The sequence below is a fragment of the Sphingomonas abietis genome (assembly GCF_027625475.1).
Taxonomy (GTDB): domain Bacteria; phylum Pseudomonadota; class Alphaproteobacteria; order Sphingomonadales; family Sphingomonadaceae; genus Solisphingomonas; species Solisphingomonas abietis.
This window is the reverse complement of record NZ_CP115174.1, coordinates 288,474-305,000: the sequence shown is the minus strand read 5'-3', so window position 1 is coordinate 305,000 and position 16,527 is coordinate 288,474. Positions and strand designations below refer to the sequence as shown.

Below are 16,527 nucleotides of genomic sequence, written 5' to 3'. Positions count from 1 at the left end.
TCCGCTCCGCCCATGGCGACAGCCATCTCGGCCATGTCTTCGAGGACGGGCCGCGCGATCGCGGCGGGCTGCGTTACTGCATCAACTCGGCGTCGCTTCGCTTCGTGCATCGCGCCGACATGGCGGCGGCAGGCTATGGCGACTATCTCGACCAAGTGGAGGATGTGGCATGAGCGAGCAACGCGCGGTCTTCGCCGGGGGCTGTTTCTGGGGCATGCAGGATCTGGTGCGCCGGCTGCCCGGCGTGATCTCGACCCGGGTCGGCTATTCGGGCGGCGAGGTGCCCAACGCCACCTACCGCAACCATGGCAACCATGCCGAGGCGATCGAGATCATCTTCGATCCGGCGATCACCACGTACCGGACGCTGTTGGAATTCTTCTTCCAGATCCATGATCCGACCACCAAGAACCGCCAGGGCAATGATATCGGCGCGAGCTATCGCTCGGCGATCTTCACCGTCGATGCCGAGCAGGACGCGATCGCCCGAGACACGATCGCCGATGTCGAGGCTTCGGGCCTGTGGCCCGGCACGGTGGTGACCGAGGTGGCGCCGCTCGGCGATTTCTGGGAGGCCGAGCCCGAGCATCAGGATTATCTGGAGCGCATTCCCAACGGCTATACCTGCCATTTCGTGCGGCCGGGCTGGACGCTGCCACATCGCGCCACGGCATGACGTTTCGAGCGATCTAGCCGTGGACCGGGGCCGGAACCGCATCCGGCCCCGCCGTCGCCTGGAGCTTGTTCCACGCATCGAGGCTGGCGATCTTGTAGGCTTCGGCGAGCGTCGGGTAGTTGAAGGTGTTCTGGATGAAATAGTCGATCGTGCCGCGCAGGTTGAGCACCGCCTGGCCGATATGGATGAGCTCGGTCGCGCCCTCGCCGATGATGTGGACGCCGAGCAGCCGCCGCGTCTTGATCGAGAACAGCATCTTCATCATGCCGCTCTCCAAACCCATGATGTGGCCGCGCGAGGTCTCACGGAACCGGGCGATGCCGGTTTCATAGGCGATGTTGCGCTGCCTCACCTCCTCCTCGGTCATCCCGACCACCGATATCTCGGGCACCGAATAGATGCCGTAGGGGAAGAATTCGGGCGGCGGCGGCGGCTGGTGGCCGAAGGCGTGGAGCGCCGCGAGACGGCCCTGCTCCATCGAGGTCGAGGCGAGGCTCGGAAAGCCGATCACGTCGCCGGTCGCGTAGATATGGGGCTGCGCGGTCTGCATCGTCCTGGGATCGACCTGGAGCCGGCCGCGATGATCGGCGGCCAGCCCGGCGGCATCAAGGCCGAGCCCGTCGACCGCGCCGACCCGGCCGGCGGCGAACAGCAGCATGTCGCTCACCACGCTGCGCCCATTGTCGAGCCGGCAATGCGGGCGGCCATTCACCACCTCGATCTGGCTGACCGCGGCGCCGAGCCTGAGGCCGACATTGCGATCGCGCAGCTCGTGGACGAACTCCTCCATCAGCTCCTTGTCGATGAAATCGAGGAAGGTCGCGCGCGGCTCGACCAGCGTGACCGCGACATCGAGCGCGGAGAAGATCGTGGCATATTCCACCCCGATCACCCCGGCGCCGATCACCGTCAGGCTGCGCGGCAGGCCGGTGATGTCGAGAATCTCGTCGCCATCGAGCACGGTCCTGCCGTCGAACGGCACATAATCCGGCCGGAACGGGCGCGTACCGCAGGCCAGCAGGACGAAATCGGCCTCCACACGGCGACATTCGCCATCCTCGCCGACGATCTCGATGCCATGGGGATCGACGAAGCGGGCCGTCCCTTGCGCCCATTGGACGCCGTTGCGGTGGAACTGGTGCTCCAGCACCTCCACCTCATGCTCCAGCGTCTTGTGGAGCCGCCCCATCAGGTCGTCGACCGAGATATCCTGCTTCACCCGGTAGCTGCGCCCGTAAAAGCCCCGCTCGCGCCAGCCGGACAGGTTGAGCACCGTCTCGCGGATCGTCTTGGACGGGATGGTGCCGGTGTGAACCGAGACGCCGCCGACCCGGCGCCCCTTCTCCACCACCAGTACCGACCTGCCGAGCTTGGCCGCCTGCACCGCACCCCGCCGGCCGGAGGGGCCACTGCCGATCACGACGAGGTCGAAACGCTTCTGCATCGAGGGCTCCTGCGGGACGGGGTTATCTCGCCCCTGTTGCGGTGCCCTGTCCAGTCCTGTCGGGGCCCAGGCCTTGAGCGAGCGAATCGCGATGGCCGGGCCGCCGCCCGCTCGCCAGGATCGCGACGAGGCTGATCAGCGCGGCGGCACTCAGCCACAAGCCGGGAACCGCGCGATTGCCGGTCAGGCCGATCAGCCAGGTGACGAGGAAGGGCGTGAAGCCGCCCACCGCCGTGGCCAGGCTGTACGCCAGGCTGAACCCCGATGCCCGCACCTCGGCAGGGACGATCTCGGTCAGATAGACGATCATCGCCGAATTATAGCTGGCGTAGAGGGCGGACAGCCACAGTTCGACCGCGATCAGCCGCACGACGCTGGGCTCGGCGGTCAGCCACGCCATCGCCGGATAGGCGGTGAGCAGCATCAGCACGGTGCAAGCGATCAGGATCGGCTTGCGCCCGATGCGATCGGAGAGCGCCCCCATCAGCGGCAACCACAGCAGGTTCGACGCGCCGACCCCGGCCGTCACCCACAGATTGGCCTGTTCGGGCAGATGGAGCAGCTTGCCGAAGGTCGGCGTATAAGCGGTGATCATGTAGAAGCTGACGGTCGTCATCAGCACCAGGCCGAGGCCGGCGGCGACGATGCCGCGCGCCTGCCACAGCTGCCGCATGATCGTCGCGAGATCGGCCGGGGCGGCCCGCTTCTCGAACTCGTCGCTTTCGCGCAAATGGCGCCGCAGCACGAACAGCAAGGGCACCAGCAGGCAGCCGAGCGCCAGCGGCACCCGCCAGCCCCAGGCGGCGAGCTGTGTCGGCCCGAGCAGGGTGGACAGCGCCACGCCAACCAAAGCCGCGACGATCACCGCCACCTGCTGCGAGGCGGATTGCCAGGAGACGTAGAAGCCGGTGCGGCCGGGCGGCGCGATCTCGGCGAGATAGACCGAGACATTGCCCAGTTCGGCCCCGGCCGAGAAACCCTGGATCAGCCGACCCAGTAGCACGAGGACCGGCGCCAGCACGCCGATCATGGCATAGCCCGGCGTCACGGTCAGCGTGACGATGCCGACACTCATCAGAGCGAGGGTCAGCAGCAGGCCTGCGCGCCGGCCATGGCGATCGGTGAAGGCGCCGAGCACCAGCGCGCCCAATGGCCGCATCAGGAAACCGGCGCCGAAGGTGGCAAGCGACTTGAGCAGCGCGCTGGTGCCGTCGCCGGCCGGAAAGAAGGCCTGGCCGATGGCGGCGGCGAAATAGCCGAACACCATGAAATCATACATTTCGAGGAAGTTGCCGCTGGCGATGCGAACCACATCTCCGGCGGACACCGTCCGCTCGCTCTGCTTCTCAGGCGCCATACGCCACGCACGCTCCCTGCAAACGGCAACCCGATGCCGCGCCAACGCTGCTAGAGCCTTGCGCCGCGCTTTCCTAGAGCGCTGCCCGGCCGGCGCCCGTCAGCGAGCGCTCCGGACGGATCGCCTTCCCGTCGCGCCGGGTCGCGCCGGCGCGGCCGGCAAGCCTATGCGCCGTAGATGATGCGCACCTTCGCGGCCGCCTCGGCGGCAAGCCGGCGCGCCTCGTCGGTGCTGCCGGCGAGCGCGAGCGCGACCCCCATCCGGCGATAGGGCCGCGACGTCGGCTTGGCGAAGATGCGGACATCGGTCTCCCCGCCGGGGACGGCCAACGCATCCGCCAGCCCCTCATAAGCGAGCCCATCCGAGTCCCGATCCGCCAGAATGACGGCGGAGGCCGCAGCGCCGGCCATCCTGATGGCGGGGATCGGCAGGTTCAGGATCGCGCGGGCATGGAGATCGAACTGGCTCAGATTCTGCGAGATCAGCGTCACCATGCCGGTATCGTGCGGGCGCGGCGACAATTCGGAGAAGATCACCTCCTCGCCCTTCACGAAGAATTCGACCCCGAAAATGCCGTAGCCGCCGAGATCATCCACGACTGAGCGCGCCATGTGCTGCGCATCGTCGATCGCACTCTGCGACATCGCGGCCGGCTGCCAGGATTCCTGATAGTCGCCGCGCTCCTGCCGGTGGCCGATCGGCGGGCAGAAATGCACGCCGTCGCGGCTGCGGATGGTCAGCAGCGTGATCTCATAATCGAAGTCGATAAACTCCTCGACGATCACGCGGCGGCGATCGCCGCGCATGTTCGCGACCGCATAGGTCCAGGCCGCCTCCAGATCGGCGGCGGACCGCACCGTGCTCTGCCCCTTGCCGGACGAGGACATCACCGGCTTGATCACGCACGGGAAGCCGGTGAAGCCGGCCCCCTCGATCACCTCCTCGAGATTCTCGGCATAGCGATAGCGCGAGGTCCGCAGCCCGAGATCGACCGCCGCCACCTCCCGGATGCGATCGCGGTTCATCGTCATCATCGTCGCCCGCGCCGAAGGCACGACGGTGAAGCCCTCGGCTTCCACCTCGGCCAGCACCTCGGTGCGGATCGCCTCGACCTCGGGCACGATGAAATCCGGCCGGTGCTTCTCGATCGCGGCGCGCAGGCGATCGGCGTCGAGCATCGAGAAGACCTCGAAATCGTCCGACAGCTGCATTGCCGGGGCACCGGCATAGGCATCGCAGGCGACGACGTGACAGCCCAGCCGCTTGGCCGAGATGACGAACTCGCGCCCCAGTTCGCCCGATCCCAGGAGGAGGATCCTCGCGGTGAATGCCATGCCCATCATCTCCTGCGTCCATGCCGGCCAGAGCGCGTCCAGTGGCCAAAAGCGGCCGCCTTGTCCACGGCCGTCGATAGCGGAGAGCGCGAAAGCGCGTTGATCGCGGCGCGCTCAGCCGCCCAGTTCGGCCATGCGATCGTTGAGCTTGTTCACGAGGCCGACGATCTGCTCGCACTCCTCGGCGCTGAGCGCGCCGAACACGCTATCGATATATTCCAGCCGGGCGGCCTCCGCCGCCTTGACCACGACCATGCCCTCGGCCGTCAGCGTGATCCGCTTGGCGCGCCGATCGTCGGGATCGGGATCGCGACGCACCAGCCCATCGCGCTCCAGCCCGTCGATCGCCTCGGTCACGGTGCGCGGCGCGAAGCCGAACGAGGACGCCAGATCGATCGAGCGCGATGGCCCCTCCCGCGCGATATGCATCAGCATCTTGGCGCGCGAGAACGAGGCGCCCTGCGCGGTCATGATCCGATCGATCAGGCGATGCGAGCGCAGATAATAGTCGCGCAGCGTCTCGGCGACCCGGGTGCGACCATCCAGCGAAATATCTTGAGGGACCATAATAAGAGGGCTTGCCACATCATCTCTTATTGTGCAAGTGCGAGATGAAACGCTTCCCCGCGCGTAGGAACGAGTGCATGGCCGAGACGACCGATACCCAGCCACCGGCAGCGCAGGCGCCGCGCAAGAAGGGACTGAGCCCGCGGGTGAAATTCATCCTGCTGGCGCTGGTCATCGTCGTGGCGATCGCGATCGTGATCTGGTTCATCCATTACGAGACGCGCGGCAAATATTTCGAGGGCACCGATGACGCCTATATCGGCGCCGACGCGGTCACGGTGAGCCCCAAGATCTCGGGCTATGTCGAGCAGGTGTTCGTGCGCGACAACCAGGATGTGAAGGCCGGCGCCTCGCTCGTCCGTATCGATCCCCGCGATTACAAGGCGCAGACCGCGCAATATCAGGCCCAGATCGACGTCGCCCAGGCCAATGCCGACAATGTCCGCGCCGGCATCCGCGAGCAGGAGGCCGCGATCCAGCAGGCGCGCGCGCAGCTGGCATCGTCGCAGGCCGATGCCCGCTTCGCCGCCAGCCAGGTCGCCCGCTACACGCCGCTGGCCGAAAGCGGTGCCGAGACCCACGAGAAGCTGACCACGCTGCGCAATCAGGCGACCCAGGCCGCCGCGACCGCTGCCGCGCAGGCCGCCGCGCTCAGCGAGGCGGAGCGCCGCGTCGCCTCGCTCCAGGCGCAGGTCCGCCAGGCGCAGGCGCAGGGCGAGGCCGCGCAGGCCCAGCTCGCCGCCGCCGACGTCAATCTCGGATCGACCATCGTCAAGGCTTCGGTCGACGGCCGGGTCGGCGACAAGAGCGTGCGGGTCGGCCAATATGTCCAGTCCGGCACGCGGATGATGTCGGTGGTGCCGCTCGCCGCGATCTACGTGACCGCCAATTTCAAGGAAACGCAGGTCGGGCTGATGCGGCCGGGCCAGCCGGCCACGATCGAGGTCGATGCGCTGCCGGGCGTGGCGCTCAAGGGCCATGTCGAGAGCGTCTCGCCGGGCACCGGCGCGCAATTCTCGCTGCTGCCGCCGCAGAACGCGACCGGCAACTTCACCAAGATCGTCCAGCGCGTGCCGATCCGCATCGCGATCGATGCCGGGCCGGATGCCCGCAAGGTGCTCGTCCCCGGCCTGTCGGTGGACGTGACGGTCGACACGATCGGCGCCAGGGGCGCCCTCACCCGGATCAAGCAGCAGGAAGACACGCGGAGCCAGGACGGCCGATGACCGCCGACGCGCCCGCAACGGGCGGCGGGGGCACAGCCTCCGGCCAGCCCGCGGCACCGGCGCGCGCCGACGCCGCGGCATGGTTGGCGGTCGCCGCCGGCACGCTCGGCGCGCTGATGGCGACGCTCGACATCTCGATCGTCAACTCGTCGCTGCCCACCATCCAGGGCGAGATCGGCGCCAGCGGCACCGAGGGGACGTGGATCTCCACCGCCTATCTCGTCGCGGAAATCGTCATCATCCCGCTGTCGGGCTGGCTCGAGAAGGTGTTCGGCCTGCGCAGCTTCCTGCTGCTCGCCTGCACCCTGTTCGTCGGCTTCTCGATGCTCTGTGGCCTGTCCGATACGCTGCCGATGATGATCGTCGGCCGTGTCGGCCAGGGCTTCACCGGCGGCGCGCTGATCCCCACCGCGATGACCATCATCGCCACCCGGCTGCCGCGCGAGCAGCAGCCGATCGGCAATGCGATGTTCGGCTCCACCGCGATCCTCGGCCCGGTCATCGGCCCGGTGCTGGGCGGCTGGCTGACCGAGAATATCAGCTGGCATTATGCCTTCTTCATCAACCTGCCGGTCGGCATCGCGCTGATCACCCTGCTGCTCGTCGCCATGCCGCACGCCCGCCCCAATTGGGGGCTGGTCCGCCAGGCCGACTGGCTCGGCATCCTCGGCCTCGCCATGGGCCTGGGCGGCCTCACCGTCGTGCTGGAAGAGGGCGAGCGCGAACAATGGTTCGCATCGGCCGAGATACGCTGGCTGGCGCTGGTCTCGGCACTGGGCTTCATCTTCCTGTTCGCGGGGCAGTTCTTCGCCAGCAAGCCGGTGATCCGGCTGAAATTGCTGCTCGATCGCCAGTTCGGCGCGGTGGTGGTGCTGGTCACCGTGGTCGGCATGGTGATCTACGGCACCTCCTACACGATCCCGCAGTTCCTCTCGCAGATCACCGGCTATAATTCGCTGCAATCCGGCGAGATCGTGCTGCTCTCGGGCATCCCGATGATCCTGATGATGCCGTTCACGCCGTTCCTGATCCGCACCATCGACATCCGGCTGGCGGTGGGCTTCGGCATGATTCTGCTGGCGATCAGCGCCTATATGGAAACCGATCTCACCTCGCTGTCGGACGGCAGCACCTTCGTCGTGTCGCAGCTGATGCGCGGGGTCGGCACGCTGTTCTCGATGATGTTCATGAACCAGGCGGCGATCCGATCGGTCAGCCCGCAGCAGGCGAGCGACGCATCGGGGCTCTACAACACCGCCCGCAACCTCGGCGGCAGCCTCGCGCTCGCCGGCATCGCCGTGATCCAGGACCAGCGGACCTGGCTGCACAGCCGCCGCATCGAGGAGAGCCTGTCCGCCAATTCGGTCGCGGTGCAGGATTATATGAACGGGCAGGCCCAGTCGCTGGGCGGGATGGCGGCCACCTTCCGCTCGCTCGGCAACAATATCCAGACCCAGGCGCTGACCATGACCTATGCGGATCTGTTCTGGATCCTCACCGTCGGCATCGTCTGCGTCACCCCCCTCGTCCTGTTCCTGCGGCCGCTGCCCAAGAACGCCAAGCCCGTTGCGAGCCATTGATATGACGAAGCGTTCCGCCCTTTCCCTGTCGGCGATCCTGCTGCTGGCCGGCTGCACCGTCGGCCCGAACTATTCCGGGCCGCCGGTCGCCGCGCCGAACGCCGCCAAGGCCCCCGCCTTCGTCCGCGCGGGCGACGTGCCGGTGGCGGCGGAGCCTCCCGTCGCGCATTGGTGGGAGGCGCTCGGCGACCCGACCTTGTCCGCGCTGGAAAGCCGGACCCTGGCCGCCAACCCCGATCTCGCGGCGGCCGAGGCCCGCATCCGCCAGGCCCGCGCCAGCCTGCGGCAGGAAAAGGCCAATCTGCTGCCCAATGGCAGCGCGACCGCGGTCTATGCCCATGCCCATTTCCCCGGCCTCAACCTCGGCGATTCGGGTTCGGGCGACAGCAGCAACGGCGGCGGCAGCGACACCAGCGACATCAATCTCTACAATGTCGGCTTCGATGCGAGCTGGGAGGCCGATCTGTTCGGCGGCCAGCGCCGCGCCGTCGAAGCGGCGCGCGCCAACGCCGAAGCCGCCCAGGCCGACCTCGCCGATACCCAGGTCAGCCTCACCGCCGAGGTCGCCACTGCCTATGTCAATGTCCGGGACCGGCAGCGGCGGATCGCGCTCAACCGGCACTCGATCGCGATGCAGGAGCAGATGCTCGCGCTCACCCGGCAGCGTTATGCCGGCGGCACTGCCTCGCGGCTCGACGTCGAACGGCTGAGCCAGCAGCTCGACAGCACGCGCGCCGACGTGACCCCGCTCAGCGCCGAGCTCGAAGCCTATCTTGATGAACTGGCGACGCTGACCGGCGACGAGCCGGGCGCGCTCGACCAGACGATGGCGACCGTGCAGCCGATCATCCCGCTGCCGCCCGCACAGGTGGCGATCGGCAACCCCGCCGCGCTGATCGCGCATCGGCCCGACATCCGCGCCGCCGAACGCACGCTCGCCGCCGATACCGCCAAGATCGGGCAGGCCGATGCCGCGCGCTTCCCGAAGCTGTCCTTTATGGGGATCATCGGCATCGGCGGCACCTCGCCGTCGGACCTCACCCATCTCGACGATTTCACCGCCCTGCTCGCACCGCAGATTTCGTGGAGCTTCCTCGATTTTGGCCGCAACGCTGCCAAGGTGAAGCAGGCCGAGGGCGTGCGCGACGAAGCCGAGGCCAAATATCGCTCCGCCGTGCTCGCCGCGTTGCGCGACGCCGAGGATTCGCTGTCGCGCTTCCGCTACCGGCGGATCACGGTCGCCACGCTGGCCCGCGCCAAGGCCTCGGCAGACGCGGCCGCCGACCTTTCCCGCCAGCGTTATGCGGCGGGCACCTCAACGCTGATCGACCTGCTCGACGCGCAGCGCCAGCAGATCGAGGCGGAGCAGAATCTGTCGATCGCGCAAGCCGGCCTGATCAGCGATTTCGTCGCGATCCAGAAGGCGCTGGGCCTCGGCTGGCAGGCCGGCGGCGCAGCCCCTGCTGCTGCGACTACCACGTCGCGCTGATCAGGGCCGTTCGTCGATCCGCTCGACGGACACCGACTGCGCGATCAGTTCGGCGATGCCGAACACCGTCAGGAAGCTGATGTCGGTGGCGTCGCGGCCGACGCCGATCCGGACGATGCCGTCACAGGATGCGAGGCCGGTCGGATCGACCAGATGCCAGCCGCCGTCGAGCCACACCTCGACCACCGCATGGAAATCCTGCGGTTCCAGCTGCCAGGCATAGGCCGCCACCATCCGCGCCGGGATTTCGGCGGCGCGGGTCATCGCGATCATCAGATGCGCGAAATCGCGGCACACGCCCTGCCGGCTGATGAACACGTCGGTCGCGGTGGTCGTGGCATCGCTGGTGCCGGGCACATAAGCGAGATGGCCGCGGATCCATTCGGCGATGGCATGGACCTTCGCGCCGCCCTGAAGCCCGCCAAATTCCTGCCCGACCAGCTCGGCGAACTTGTCCGCCTCGCAATAGCGACTGGGAAACAGATAGGGCACGACCAGCGCCGGGAGCAGCTGCAGATCGTCGGCCGCGAGCCCCTCCAGCGTCCCGGCCGGGCGATCGACATCGACGATGGCGGTATAACGGGCGGTGACGCGCCCGAAGCCGCGCGTCCACGTCCGCCGGCCGAGGCTCTCGTCAGCGGCGATCGGGGTCATCGGCTCGACGCCGGACACCCGCAGCAAATCCTCGATCAGAATCTGATCGTGCATCTGGGCGACTTCGAGGGCCATCAGCAGATCGGCCGAATGGGGCAGGTTATAATCGAGCGTCGCGTCTATCGACAGGCGCATGGTGTATCCGTTCACACGAGGAATTTATACGGGAAGACTGATACGGGAAGGCTACGCAGGAAGATGGCCGAACCACCGGATAGGCCCGCTGTTCCCACCCGATGCAGTCTATCCGTCCGGCCCGGATTGTCGATGCGCGGCGTGCCTAACGCGCGATCGGCTGCCGATCGCCAACCGGATCAGGATCGCCCCGGTTTCGGGCGAGACAGCCGCCGGGCATTGCCCGTCGCCTGGCGATGGATCGGCGCCAGCGCCTTGCCGCTCGCCGAGATCGCCCGATCGGCCATGCGATGGCCATGGCGTGCGAGCGTCTCGATCTCGGTCGCCGTCGGCACCCGGCCGGACATCGCCATCCCCGCCAGCTGCCGCCACGCGGCGAAGGCTTCGCCCTGCAGCGCCACCATGTCGCCGAACGCCGCCATGCCCGCCAGCGAAAAGGCTTCGATCTTTTCGGGCAGCATCCGGGCCAACTCCCGCTGATCGGCACCATTGGCCCCCTGTGTCGAGGCCATGATCGTCCTGGTGCGGCTGCCGATCACCACCTGCGATGCCTGCGCCATCTCGGCGAAGCGAAAGCCCGTCTGGGCGATCGCGGCACTGCTCCGCATCCAACCGCTCCACAGCTCGAAAGGGGAGAAAAACATCCGCCGGCTCCTCCTGGACCCGACGCGATGTCGGAAGCGGGGGAAACGAGCGGGAGGCACAATATGTCCCGCCCGAAACGGGCCTAACTTGAACGATGAGCGTTGTTGGTCGCATCGGGAGGCGTGTCTCCCTTCGGAGAGCGACGATGAAGGACAGCAAAATCCACGACCAGGCCTCCCACGTCGCCAACGCGGCAGGCGAGGTGATGATGGACGGCCCCGACGGAGTCGCCGTTTCGATGACCCCGGAAGCCGCCAGCCTGACCGGCGCTCGCCTGATCGACAATGCGGCGGAAGCGAAGGGCAAGGAGGCTCTGGAGGTCGACCGGCGCGAGCGTCGGACCAAGGCGAGATAAGGCCGGGGCGGCTACCGGCCGCTCATTCCGTCAGGAAGGCTTCGGCGATCAGCGCCGCCTCCGGGGAGATCGCATGGCCGAGACCCTCGCATATGTGGAGGCGGACATCCGCCCCCGCATCGCGCAGCAGGACGGCCGCCCGCTCGCTCTCCGCAACCGGGATGACCGGATCGTTGCGGCCATGGATGAGGGCGAACCGGGTCGCCGGCGGCGACGCGAAAGGCAGCGGCGAGGCCAGCCTTCCGGAAAAGGCGACGACGGCCTTCACCGGCCACCGCCCGGACACCGCCGCATCGAGCGCCATGATGCTGCCCTGCGAAAAGCCGACCAGCGTCACCCGATCGAGCCGATCCTCGAAGCCATGATCGGCAACATGGCGCGCCAGCACGCGATCAAAGGCCTCACGGGCTGCGACGATCCGTTCGGCACGGTTGGCATCGGTGACGTTCCGCACGCTGAACCATTGCCGCCCCGATGGTGCCTGGTCGAAGGCAAAGGGGCCGTCGGGCGCGGCGAACGCGGTATCCGGCAGGCGATCCTGCCAGTGCGTGGCCAGCCCGGCAATATCCGCCCCCCGGCTGCCGACGCCATGAAGCAGGATGACCAGCGCCCCGGTCATGCGGGCTCTCCCGGATGGCCTGCCAGCCGGGCGGCGGCGGCATCGAGGCCCGGCAGATCGGGGCCGAGCGGCACGATCCCCGCCGGATTCAGCGCCTTGATCGAGTAATAGCCCCGCTTGATGTGATCGATGCTGACCGTGTCGCGGATACCCGGGATCGCCAGCACCCGCGCCATATAGGCGCTCAGTGCCGGATAATCGGCGATGCGCCGCAGATTGCATTTGAACAGCCCGAAATAGGCCGCATCGAATCGCACCAGCGTCACGAACAGGCGAATATCGGCTTCGGTAAAGCGATCGCCGAACAGGAAGGGCGCACCGCCCGCCAACCGTGCTTCCGCCGCGTCCAGCATCCCGAACACATCGCGGAACGCCTCCTCATAGGCGATCTGCGTCGTGGCGAAGCCGGTGCGGTACACGCCGTTGTTGAGGCGCCGATAGAGATCGGCATTGAACGCATCAATGTCGGCACCGAGATCATCGGGACGGAGATCGACATCGGCGGTCGCGAGATCGCCGAATCCCGTATCGAACATGCGCACGATATCCGCCGATTCATTGTTCACGAGGCGATCCGTCCGCTTGTCCCACAGCACCGGCACCGTCGCGCGGCCTGTATAGGCGGGATCGGCGCGGGTGTAGAGTTGGTGCATGTACCGCGCACCGTGCAACGGATCGCGATCCGCCCCCGGATCATCGCCGAAATGCCAGCCCTCGTCGGTCAGGGCCGGCTCGACCACCGAGACGGAGACGATGGCGTCGAGCCCCTTCAGCCGGCGGGCGATCAGCGTGCGCGACGCCCACGGACAGATCAGCGCGACATAGAGATGATAGCGGCCGGCCTCGGCCCGGAAACCGCCATCGCCGGTCGGCCCTGCCCGTCCGTCGGGCGTCACCCAATGGCGGAAGCCCGAATCCTGGCGAACGAAACCGCCTTTCTCGTCGGTCGCCTGTACGGGCTGCCAGTCCGCCGTCCATTGGCCGTTCACCAGCATGGTCGCTCTCTCTTATTGCTGCGCGTTGATGACGATATCGATGCGGACATTGGCGGCGACAGCCTCGGTGCCGGCGAACTGCCCCTGACCGACCCCGAACCAGCGCCGGTCGATCGTCAGGCTGCCCTGCATGTGCGCCTGCTTCCCGGTGATCGCCAGCTGGAAGGGCATGCTCACCGCACGGGCCGTGCCCCGGATGGCGAGCGTGTCGACCGCAAGATAGCGCCCAGTGGAGGATCATCGCCACTGCCGAATAGCGATGGTGCGGCCGTGATGCGGTGCCGGTCATGGTCATCGAAAACCCTTTCGGATGGTCACGTCGGCAGCCGGGCCGCGCCCTTGAGGCCCAAGGTGCGGCCCGGATCGGTCACTTGGCTTTTTCGAACGCGGCCGTGATCCGGATCCTCACCTCGTCGCTGACGAAGGGGACATATTTGGTGATGCCGAAATCGGAACGCTTCAGCGTGGCGGTGGCGCTGAAACCCACCGTATAGGCCTTGTCGAGCGGGTTCACGCCGGCACCGCCAAAGGCGGCGTCCAGAACCAGCGGCCTGCTGACGCCGTGCATCGTGATCGTGCCCACGATACGCGCCGTGCGCGTGCCGGTCTGCACCACCTTCTGCGAAACGAAGCGGATGGTGGGATATTTCGCGCCGTCGAACCACTCGGCGCCCTTCAGCTCCCCGTCGAGCGTCGCGTTGGTGGTCGAGATCGCATCGACCGGCAGCGATATGTCGAGCCTGGTCGCCGCGATCGCCTTGGGATCGAGAGTGAGCGAGCCGGTCGCACCGGGCAACACGCCGAAGAAGTCATTGAACCCGAAATGGTTGACGGTGAATTCGGCGAGCGTGTGGTGCGATTCGACGGCATAGGTGCCGGCCTGAACGCTCTGCGGAGCGATCGGCGCGGTGCCGGCGGTGGCGGCGAACGAAGCGGCGCAGGCCAGGGCCAGCGCGGAAAAACGAATCGACTTCATGGCAAGACCTCTGCTGAAGAGCACGATCCGCCGGATCGTGGGATGGAATGCAGGCCACGGACACCGGATCGACATGCCGTCCGATCCGGCCCGCCCCCCTATGCGGCCACCATCGATCTTCGATAATACGGCCTTCTATCGAAGATCCTTCAACTCCAGGTTGCAGATACTGTCACCAACCGACCGCGAGGGCCGGCATCCGTTCGGCGAGGAAATCGATCCACGCCCGCGTTTTGGCAGCGGGCCGGCGAGTGGGGTGCGTCACCGCATAGATGGCGCCGAGATCGAGCAGCGCCATGCCGAAATCCAGTTCGACCAATTCGCCCGCCGCGATGAACGTCGCCGCCATGAAGCGGGGCGCGTAGACGATGCCGTGCCCGGCACGGGCGGCGTTGACGAGCGCTTCCCCATTATTGGCCTGAAGGCTGCCCCGGATGGGAACGCGGGTGCCGCCGTCCGCGCCGAACGCCCAGCTGCTGCCCCCCACCAACGGCGCGAGCGTGTAGCCGAGGCAATTGTGCAGGCCGAGATCCTCCACGGTGCGCGGCGTGCCCCGCCGCGCCAGATAGTCCGGTGCGGCGCAGATGGTGAGCCGCACCTTGGCCAGCTTGCGCGCGATCAGGCTGCTGTCGGCCAAGCGCCCGATGCGGATCGCCACATCCCACCGCTCTTCGAGCAGATCGACATAGCGATCGTTGAGCCCGAGTTCGATCGTCACGCCCGGCTGGCGGGCACCGAATTCCGCCACGAGCGCGGCCAGATGCATGACGCCGAACGTGGCCGGGGCGCTGACCCGCAACAGCCCCTCGATCGCGATCGCGCGGGACGAGGCTTCATTCTCCGCCTCGCGCAGATCGACCATGATCCTCTCGGCCTTGTCGAGATAGCCGGCGCCCGCCTCCGTCAGCGACAGGCGCCGAGTCGTCCGGTGGACCAGCGTCGCGCCCAGCCGGCCTTCGAGCGAATCGAGATGCTTGGCGGCCATGGCGGCCGACATGCCCATGCTGCGCGCCGCCGCCGAAAGGCTGCCGAGACGCATCGCCAGCACGAACACCTCGATGCCGGTCATTCGATCCGCCATGATTTCCTACCCTGATTGAAGCGCAGTCATCTTGGCGCGTCATTATCACGATGAAACGGCGGCGCCATAAGAGGCCGAACGGGATCTGCCATGCGACGCCAGCCAGACTATTTCGTCCCCCATGGCGGCCGCCGCTGGTTCTTCACGGACAATGCGCTGCGATACGATGCGCCCCGCCCCGGCGGGCGGGCTATCCCATCCGCATGGCCGCCGGTGTCACAAAATGGTCACTCCCGATTGCTCCACTGACATTCAGGTGAGACTTGTATTGGTGCAGTCCGCCCTGCCCATGGTAGGCGAGGCGGCATGACCGGTATGCGTTCGCTTGCTCACCCCTCCGTTCCCGCGATCGATCGCGTTCCCCTGCTGCCGGGGCGATGGATCGGCGCCGCCGTCGCGGCCTCGCTTCTGGCCACCACGATCCTGCTTCTGCATGTCGGGCTTCGCATAGCCGCGAGCCCGGCGCTGGTCGCGCTGATGGCTTGGGCGGTCGGTGCCGTCATCGCCTGCTACCTGCTGCGCGCACCGGCCACGCCCGCGCAGCGAATCGCCCGCGATGCGATCGAAGGCATTTCCCTATTTGGCCTGTTCAGCCTGCTCGGCGCCATCGCCAGCTATCCGCTGGCCGCCGGCCATCATGCGCTGGTGGATTCCGAACTCGAGCGAATCGATCTCGGGCTGCATTTCCACTGGGTCAGCTGGTACGAAATCGTGGCGGGCGATCCCCTGCTGCAGGCGATTGAACGGGTGGCCTATCTGAGCATCTTCGTGACGCCCGCCATCATCATCTGCCATTTCGCCTGGGCCGGCAGGCGGGCGGAGATTCGCCGGTTCATCGCGACATTCTGGGTGGCCGCCGTCATGACCCTGGCGCTGTTCCCGCTGTTCCCGGCCGCCGGGCCGCTGGCGACGCTCTGGCACGGGTCCACGCCCTATATGCCGCTGAGCGCGCTCTATCAGGAGCAGGTCATTCTCGCGCTGCGCGATCATGCCATCCAGTCGATCGATCTCGGCGCGCTGCATGGGCTGGTCTGCGCCCCGAGCTTCCACGCCGCGAGCGCGGTCATCTATATCGTGACCGCTTCCCGCATCGCCGCCCTGCGCTGGCCGATCATCGCTCTCAACATCACCATGCTGCTCGCGACGCCGGTGGAAGGCACGCATTATTTCACCGATATCCTGAGCGGTGCCGCCGTGGCCTGCATCGCGATCTGGCTGACCAGGCTGCTGGTCGCACGATCGGCCTCCCCCCTCATGGGATGGGATGCCCGCTTCGAACAGCCGCTGACGGCCGCCGAATAACCGGCCGCGGCGCAGCGCGGACGGCGCTGTCCGCAGCCGCCTTGCCGTTGGGACGATAGAGCGCGCGACGGCTGCGCGATGGCTCCCTCCGG

General features: G+C 67.3%; 18 protein-coding genes (1 of these 18 cut by a window edge). 7 read left to right on the top strand and 11 right to left on the bottom strand.

Going from position 1 to position 16,527, the window contains the following annotated elements:
* Together msrB and msrA are read left to right on the top strand one after the other, a co-directional pair.
* Positions 1 to 173: the end of a peptide-methionine (R)-S-oxide reductase MsrB gene (gene msrB, locus PBT88_RS01525; RefSeq protein ID WP_270077501.1), read on the top strand. Its footprint begins 277 nt before the window's first position; the window shows 173 of its 450 coding nt (coding positions 278-450); its start codon lies beyond the left edge, outside the window; its stop codon occupies positions 171 to 173.
* Positions 170 to 676, top strand: coding sequence for a peptide-methionine (S)-S-oxide reductase MsrA (gene msrA, locus PBT88_RS01520; RefSeq protein ID WP_270077500.1), 507 nt, complete (start codon positions 170 to 172; stop codon positions 674 to 676). Before msrB ends, msrA begins: the two co-directional genes overlap by 4 nt.
* Positions 677 to 689: 13 nt before the next feature.
* Here the strand turns inward: msrA and sthA are convergent, their stop codons facing one another.
* From sthA to PBT88_RS01500, 4 genes are all read right to left on the bottom strand, one after another.
* Positions 690 to 2,120 (bottom strand): Si-specific NAD(P)(+) transhydrogenase, encoded by a 1,431-nt coding sequence (gene sthA / locus PBT88_RS01515; RefSeq protein WP_270077499.1) that lies wholly within the window; start codon positions 2,118 to 2,120, stop codon positions 690 to 692.
* Positions 2,121 to 2,142: 22 nt separating this feature from the next.
* Entirely contained in the window at positions 2,143 to 3,477 is a 1,335-nt protein-coding gene (gene tcuC / locus PBT88_RS01510) for an MFS transporter (RefSeq protein ID WP_270077498.1), read from the bottom strand.
* Between the two features lie 164 nt (positions 3,478 to 3,641).
* Positions 3,642 to 4,811, bottom strand: coding sequence for a formate-dependent phosphoribosylglycinamide formyltransferase (gene purT / locus PBT88_RS01505; protein WP_270077497.1), 1,170 nt, complete (start codon positions 4,809 to 4,811; stop codon positions 3,642 to 3,644).
* A 114-nt stretch (positions 4,812 to 4,925) separates the two neighbouring features.
* Positions 4,926 to 5,378, bottom strand: a complete 453-nt coding sequence (locus PBT88_RS01500) for a MarR family winged helix-turn-helix transcriptional regulator (protein WP_270077496.1) — start codon at positions 5,376 to 5,378, stop codon at positions 4,926 to 4,928.
* Between the two features lie 77 nt (positions 5,379 to 5,455).
* Between PBT88_RS01500 and PBT88_RS01495 the strand changes: the two genes are divergently transcribed.
* From PBT88_RS01495 to PBT88_RS01485, 3 genes are read left to right on the top strand one after another with little or no spacing between them, the layout of a single operon-like run.
* The gene (locus PBT88_RS01495; RefSeq protein WP_270077495.1) at positions 5,456 to 6,604 is read left to right on the top strand and encodes an HlyD family secretion protein; all 1,149 of its coding nucleotides are present in this window, start codon (positions 5,456 to 5,458) and stop codon (positions 6,602 to 6,604) included.
* Complete coding sequence (locus tag PBT88_RS01490) at positions 6,601 to 8,184, top strand: MDR family MFS transporter (protein ID WP_270077494.1); 1,584 nt, start codon at positions 6,601 to 6,603, stop codon at positions 8,182 to 8,184. The genes PBT88_RS01495 and PBT88_RS01490 overlap by 4 nt, the downstream gene beginning before the upstream one ends.
* A 1-nt stretch (position 8,185) precedes the next feature.
* A complete protein-coding gene (locus tag PBT88_RS01485; protein ID WP_270077493.1) occupies positions 8,186 to 9,673 on the top strand; it encodes an efflux transporter outer membrane subunit in 1,488 nt (495 codons plus the stop codon).
* On the opposite strand, the gene PBT88_RS01480 is transcribed toward PBT88_RS01485, so the two are convergent.
* Together PBT88_RS01480 and PBT88_RS01475 are read right to left on the bottom strand one after the other, a co-directional pair.
* Entirely contained in the window at positions 9,674 to 10,462 is a 789-nt protein-coding gene (locus PBT88_RS01480) for a transglutaminase-like domain-containing protein (protein WP_270077492.1), read from the bottom strand.
* 179 nt (positions 10,463 to 10,641) lie between these two features.
* Complete coding sequence (locus tag PBT88_RS01475; protein WP_270077491.1) at positions 10,642 to 11,070, bottom strand: hypothetical protein; 429 nt, start codon at positions 11,068 to 11,070, stop codon at positions 10,642 to 10,644.
* Positions 11,071 to 11,252: 182 nt separating this feature from the next.
* On the opposite strand from PBT88_RS01475, the gene PBT88_RS01470 reads away from it, so the two are divergent.
* Positions 11,253 to 11,462 (top strand): hypothetical protein, encoded by a 210-nt coding sequence (locus PBT88_RS01470; protein WP_270077490.1) that lies wholly within the window; start codon positions 11,253 to 11,255, stop codon positions 11,460 to 11,462.
* Positions 11,463 to 11,484: 22 nt separating this feature from the next.
* On the opposite strand, the gene PBT88_RS01465 is transcribed toward PBT88_RS01470, so the two are convergent.
* The 5 genes from PBT88_RS01465 to PBT88_RS01445 form a co-directional block, all read right to left on the bottom strand.
* Positions 11,485 to 12,081, bottom strand: a complete 597-nt coding sequence (locus tag PBT88_RS01465; protein WP_270077489.1) for an alpha/beta hydrolase — start codon at positions 12,079 to 12,081, stop codon at positions 11,485 to 11,487.
* Complete coding sequence (locus tag PBT88_RS01460; protein ID WP_270077488.1) at positions 12,078 to 13,076, bottom strand: glutathione S-transferase family protein; 999 nt, start codon at positions 13,074 to 13,076, stop codon at positions 12,078 to 12,080. The genes PBT88_RS01465 and PBT88_RS01460 overlap by 4 nt, the downstream gene beginning before the upstream one ends.
* Positions 13,077 to 13,088: 12 nt before the next feature.
* Positions 13,089 to 13,247, bottom strand: coding sequence for a YceI family protein (locus PBT88_RS01455; protein ID WP_270079136.1), 159 nt, complete (start codon positions 13,245 to 13,247; stop codon positions 13,089 to 13,091).
* 196 nt (positions 13,248 to 13,443) lie between these two features.
* Positions 13,444 to 14,052: a YceI family protein gene (locus PBT88_RS01450; protein ID WP_270077487.1), complete on the bottom strand. Its 609-nt coding sequence runs from the start codon at positions 14,050 to 14,052 to the stop codon at positions 13,444 to 13,446.
* Positions 14,053 to 14,224: 172 nt separating this feature from the next.
* Positions 14,225 to 15,133 (bottom strand): LysR family transcriptional regulator, encoded by a 909-nt coding sequence (locus tag PBT88_RS01445; RefSeq protein ID WP_270077486.1) that lies wholly within the window; start codon positions 15,131 to 15,133, stop codon positions 14,225 to 14,227.
* Between the two features lie 306 nt (positions 15,134 to 15,439).
* Here PBT88_RS01445 and PBT88_RS01440 point away from each other — a divergent pair, with 306 nt between their 5' ends.
* Positions 15,440 to 16,435 (top strand): phosphatase PAP2 family protein, encoded by a 996-nt coding sequence (locus PBT88_RS01440; protein WP_270077485.1) that lies wholly within the window; start codon positions 15,440 to 15,442, stop codon positions 16,433 to 16,435.
* Positions 16,436 to 16,527 lie beyond the last annotated feature (92 nt).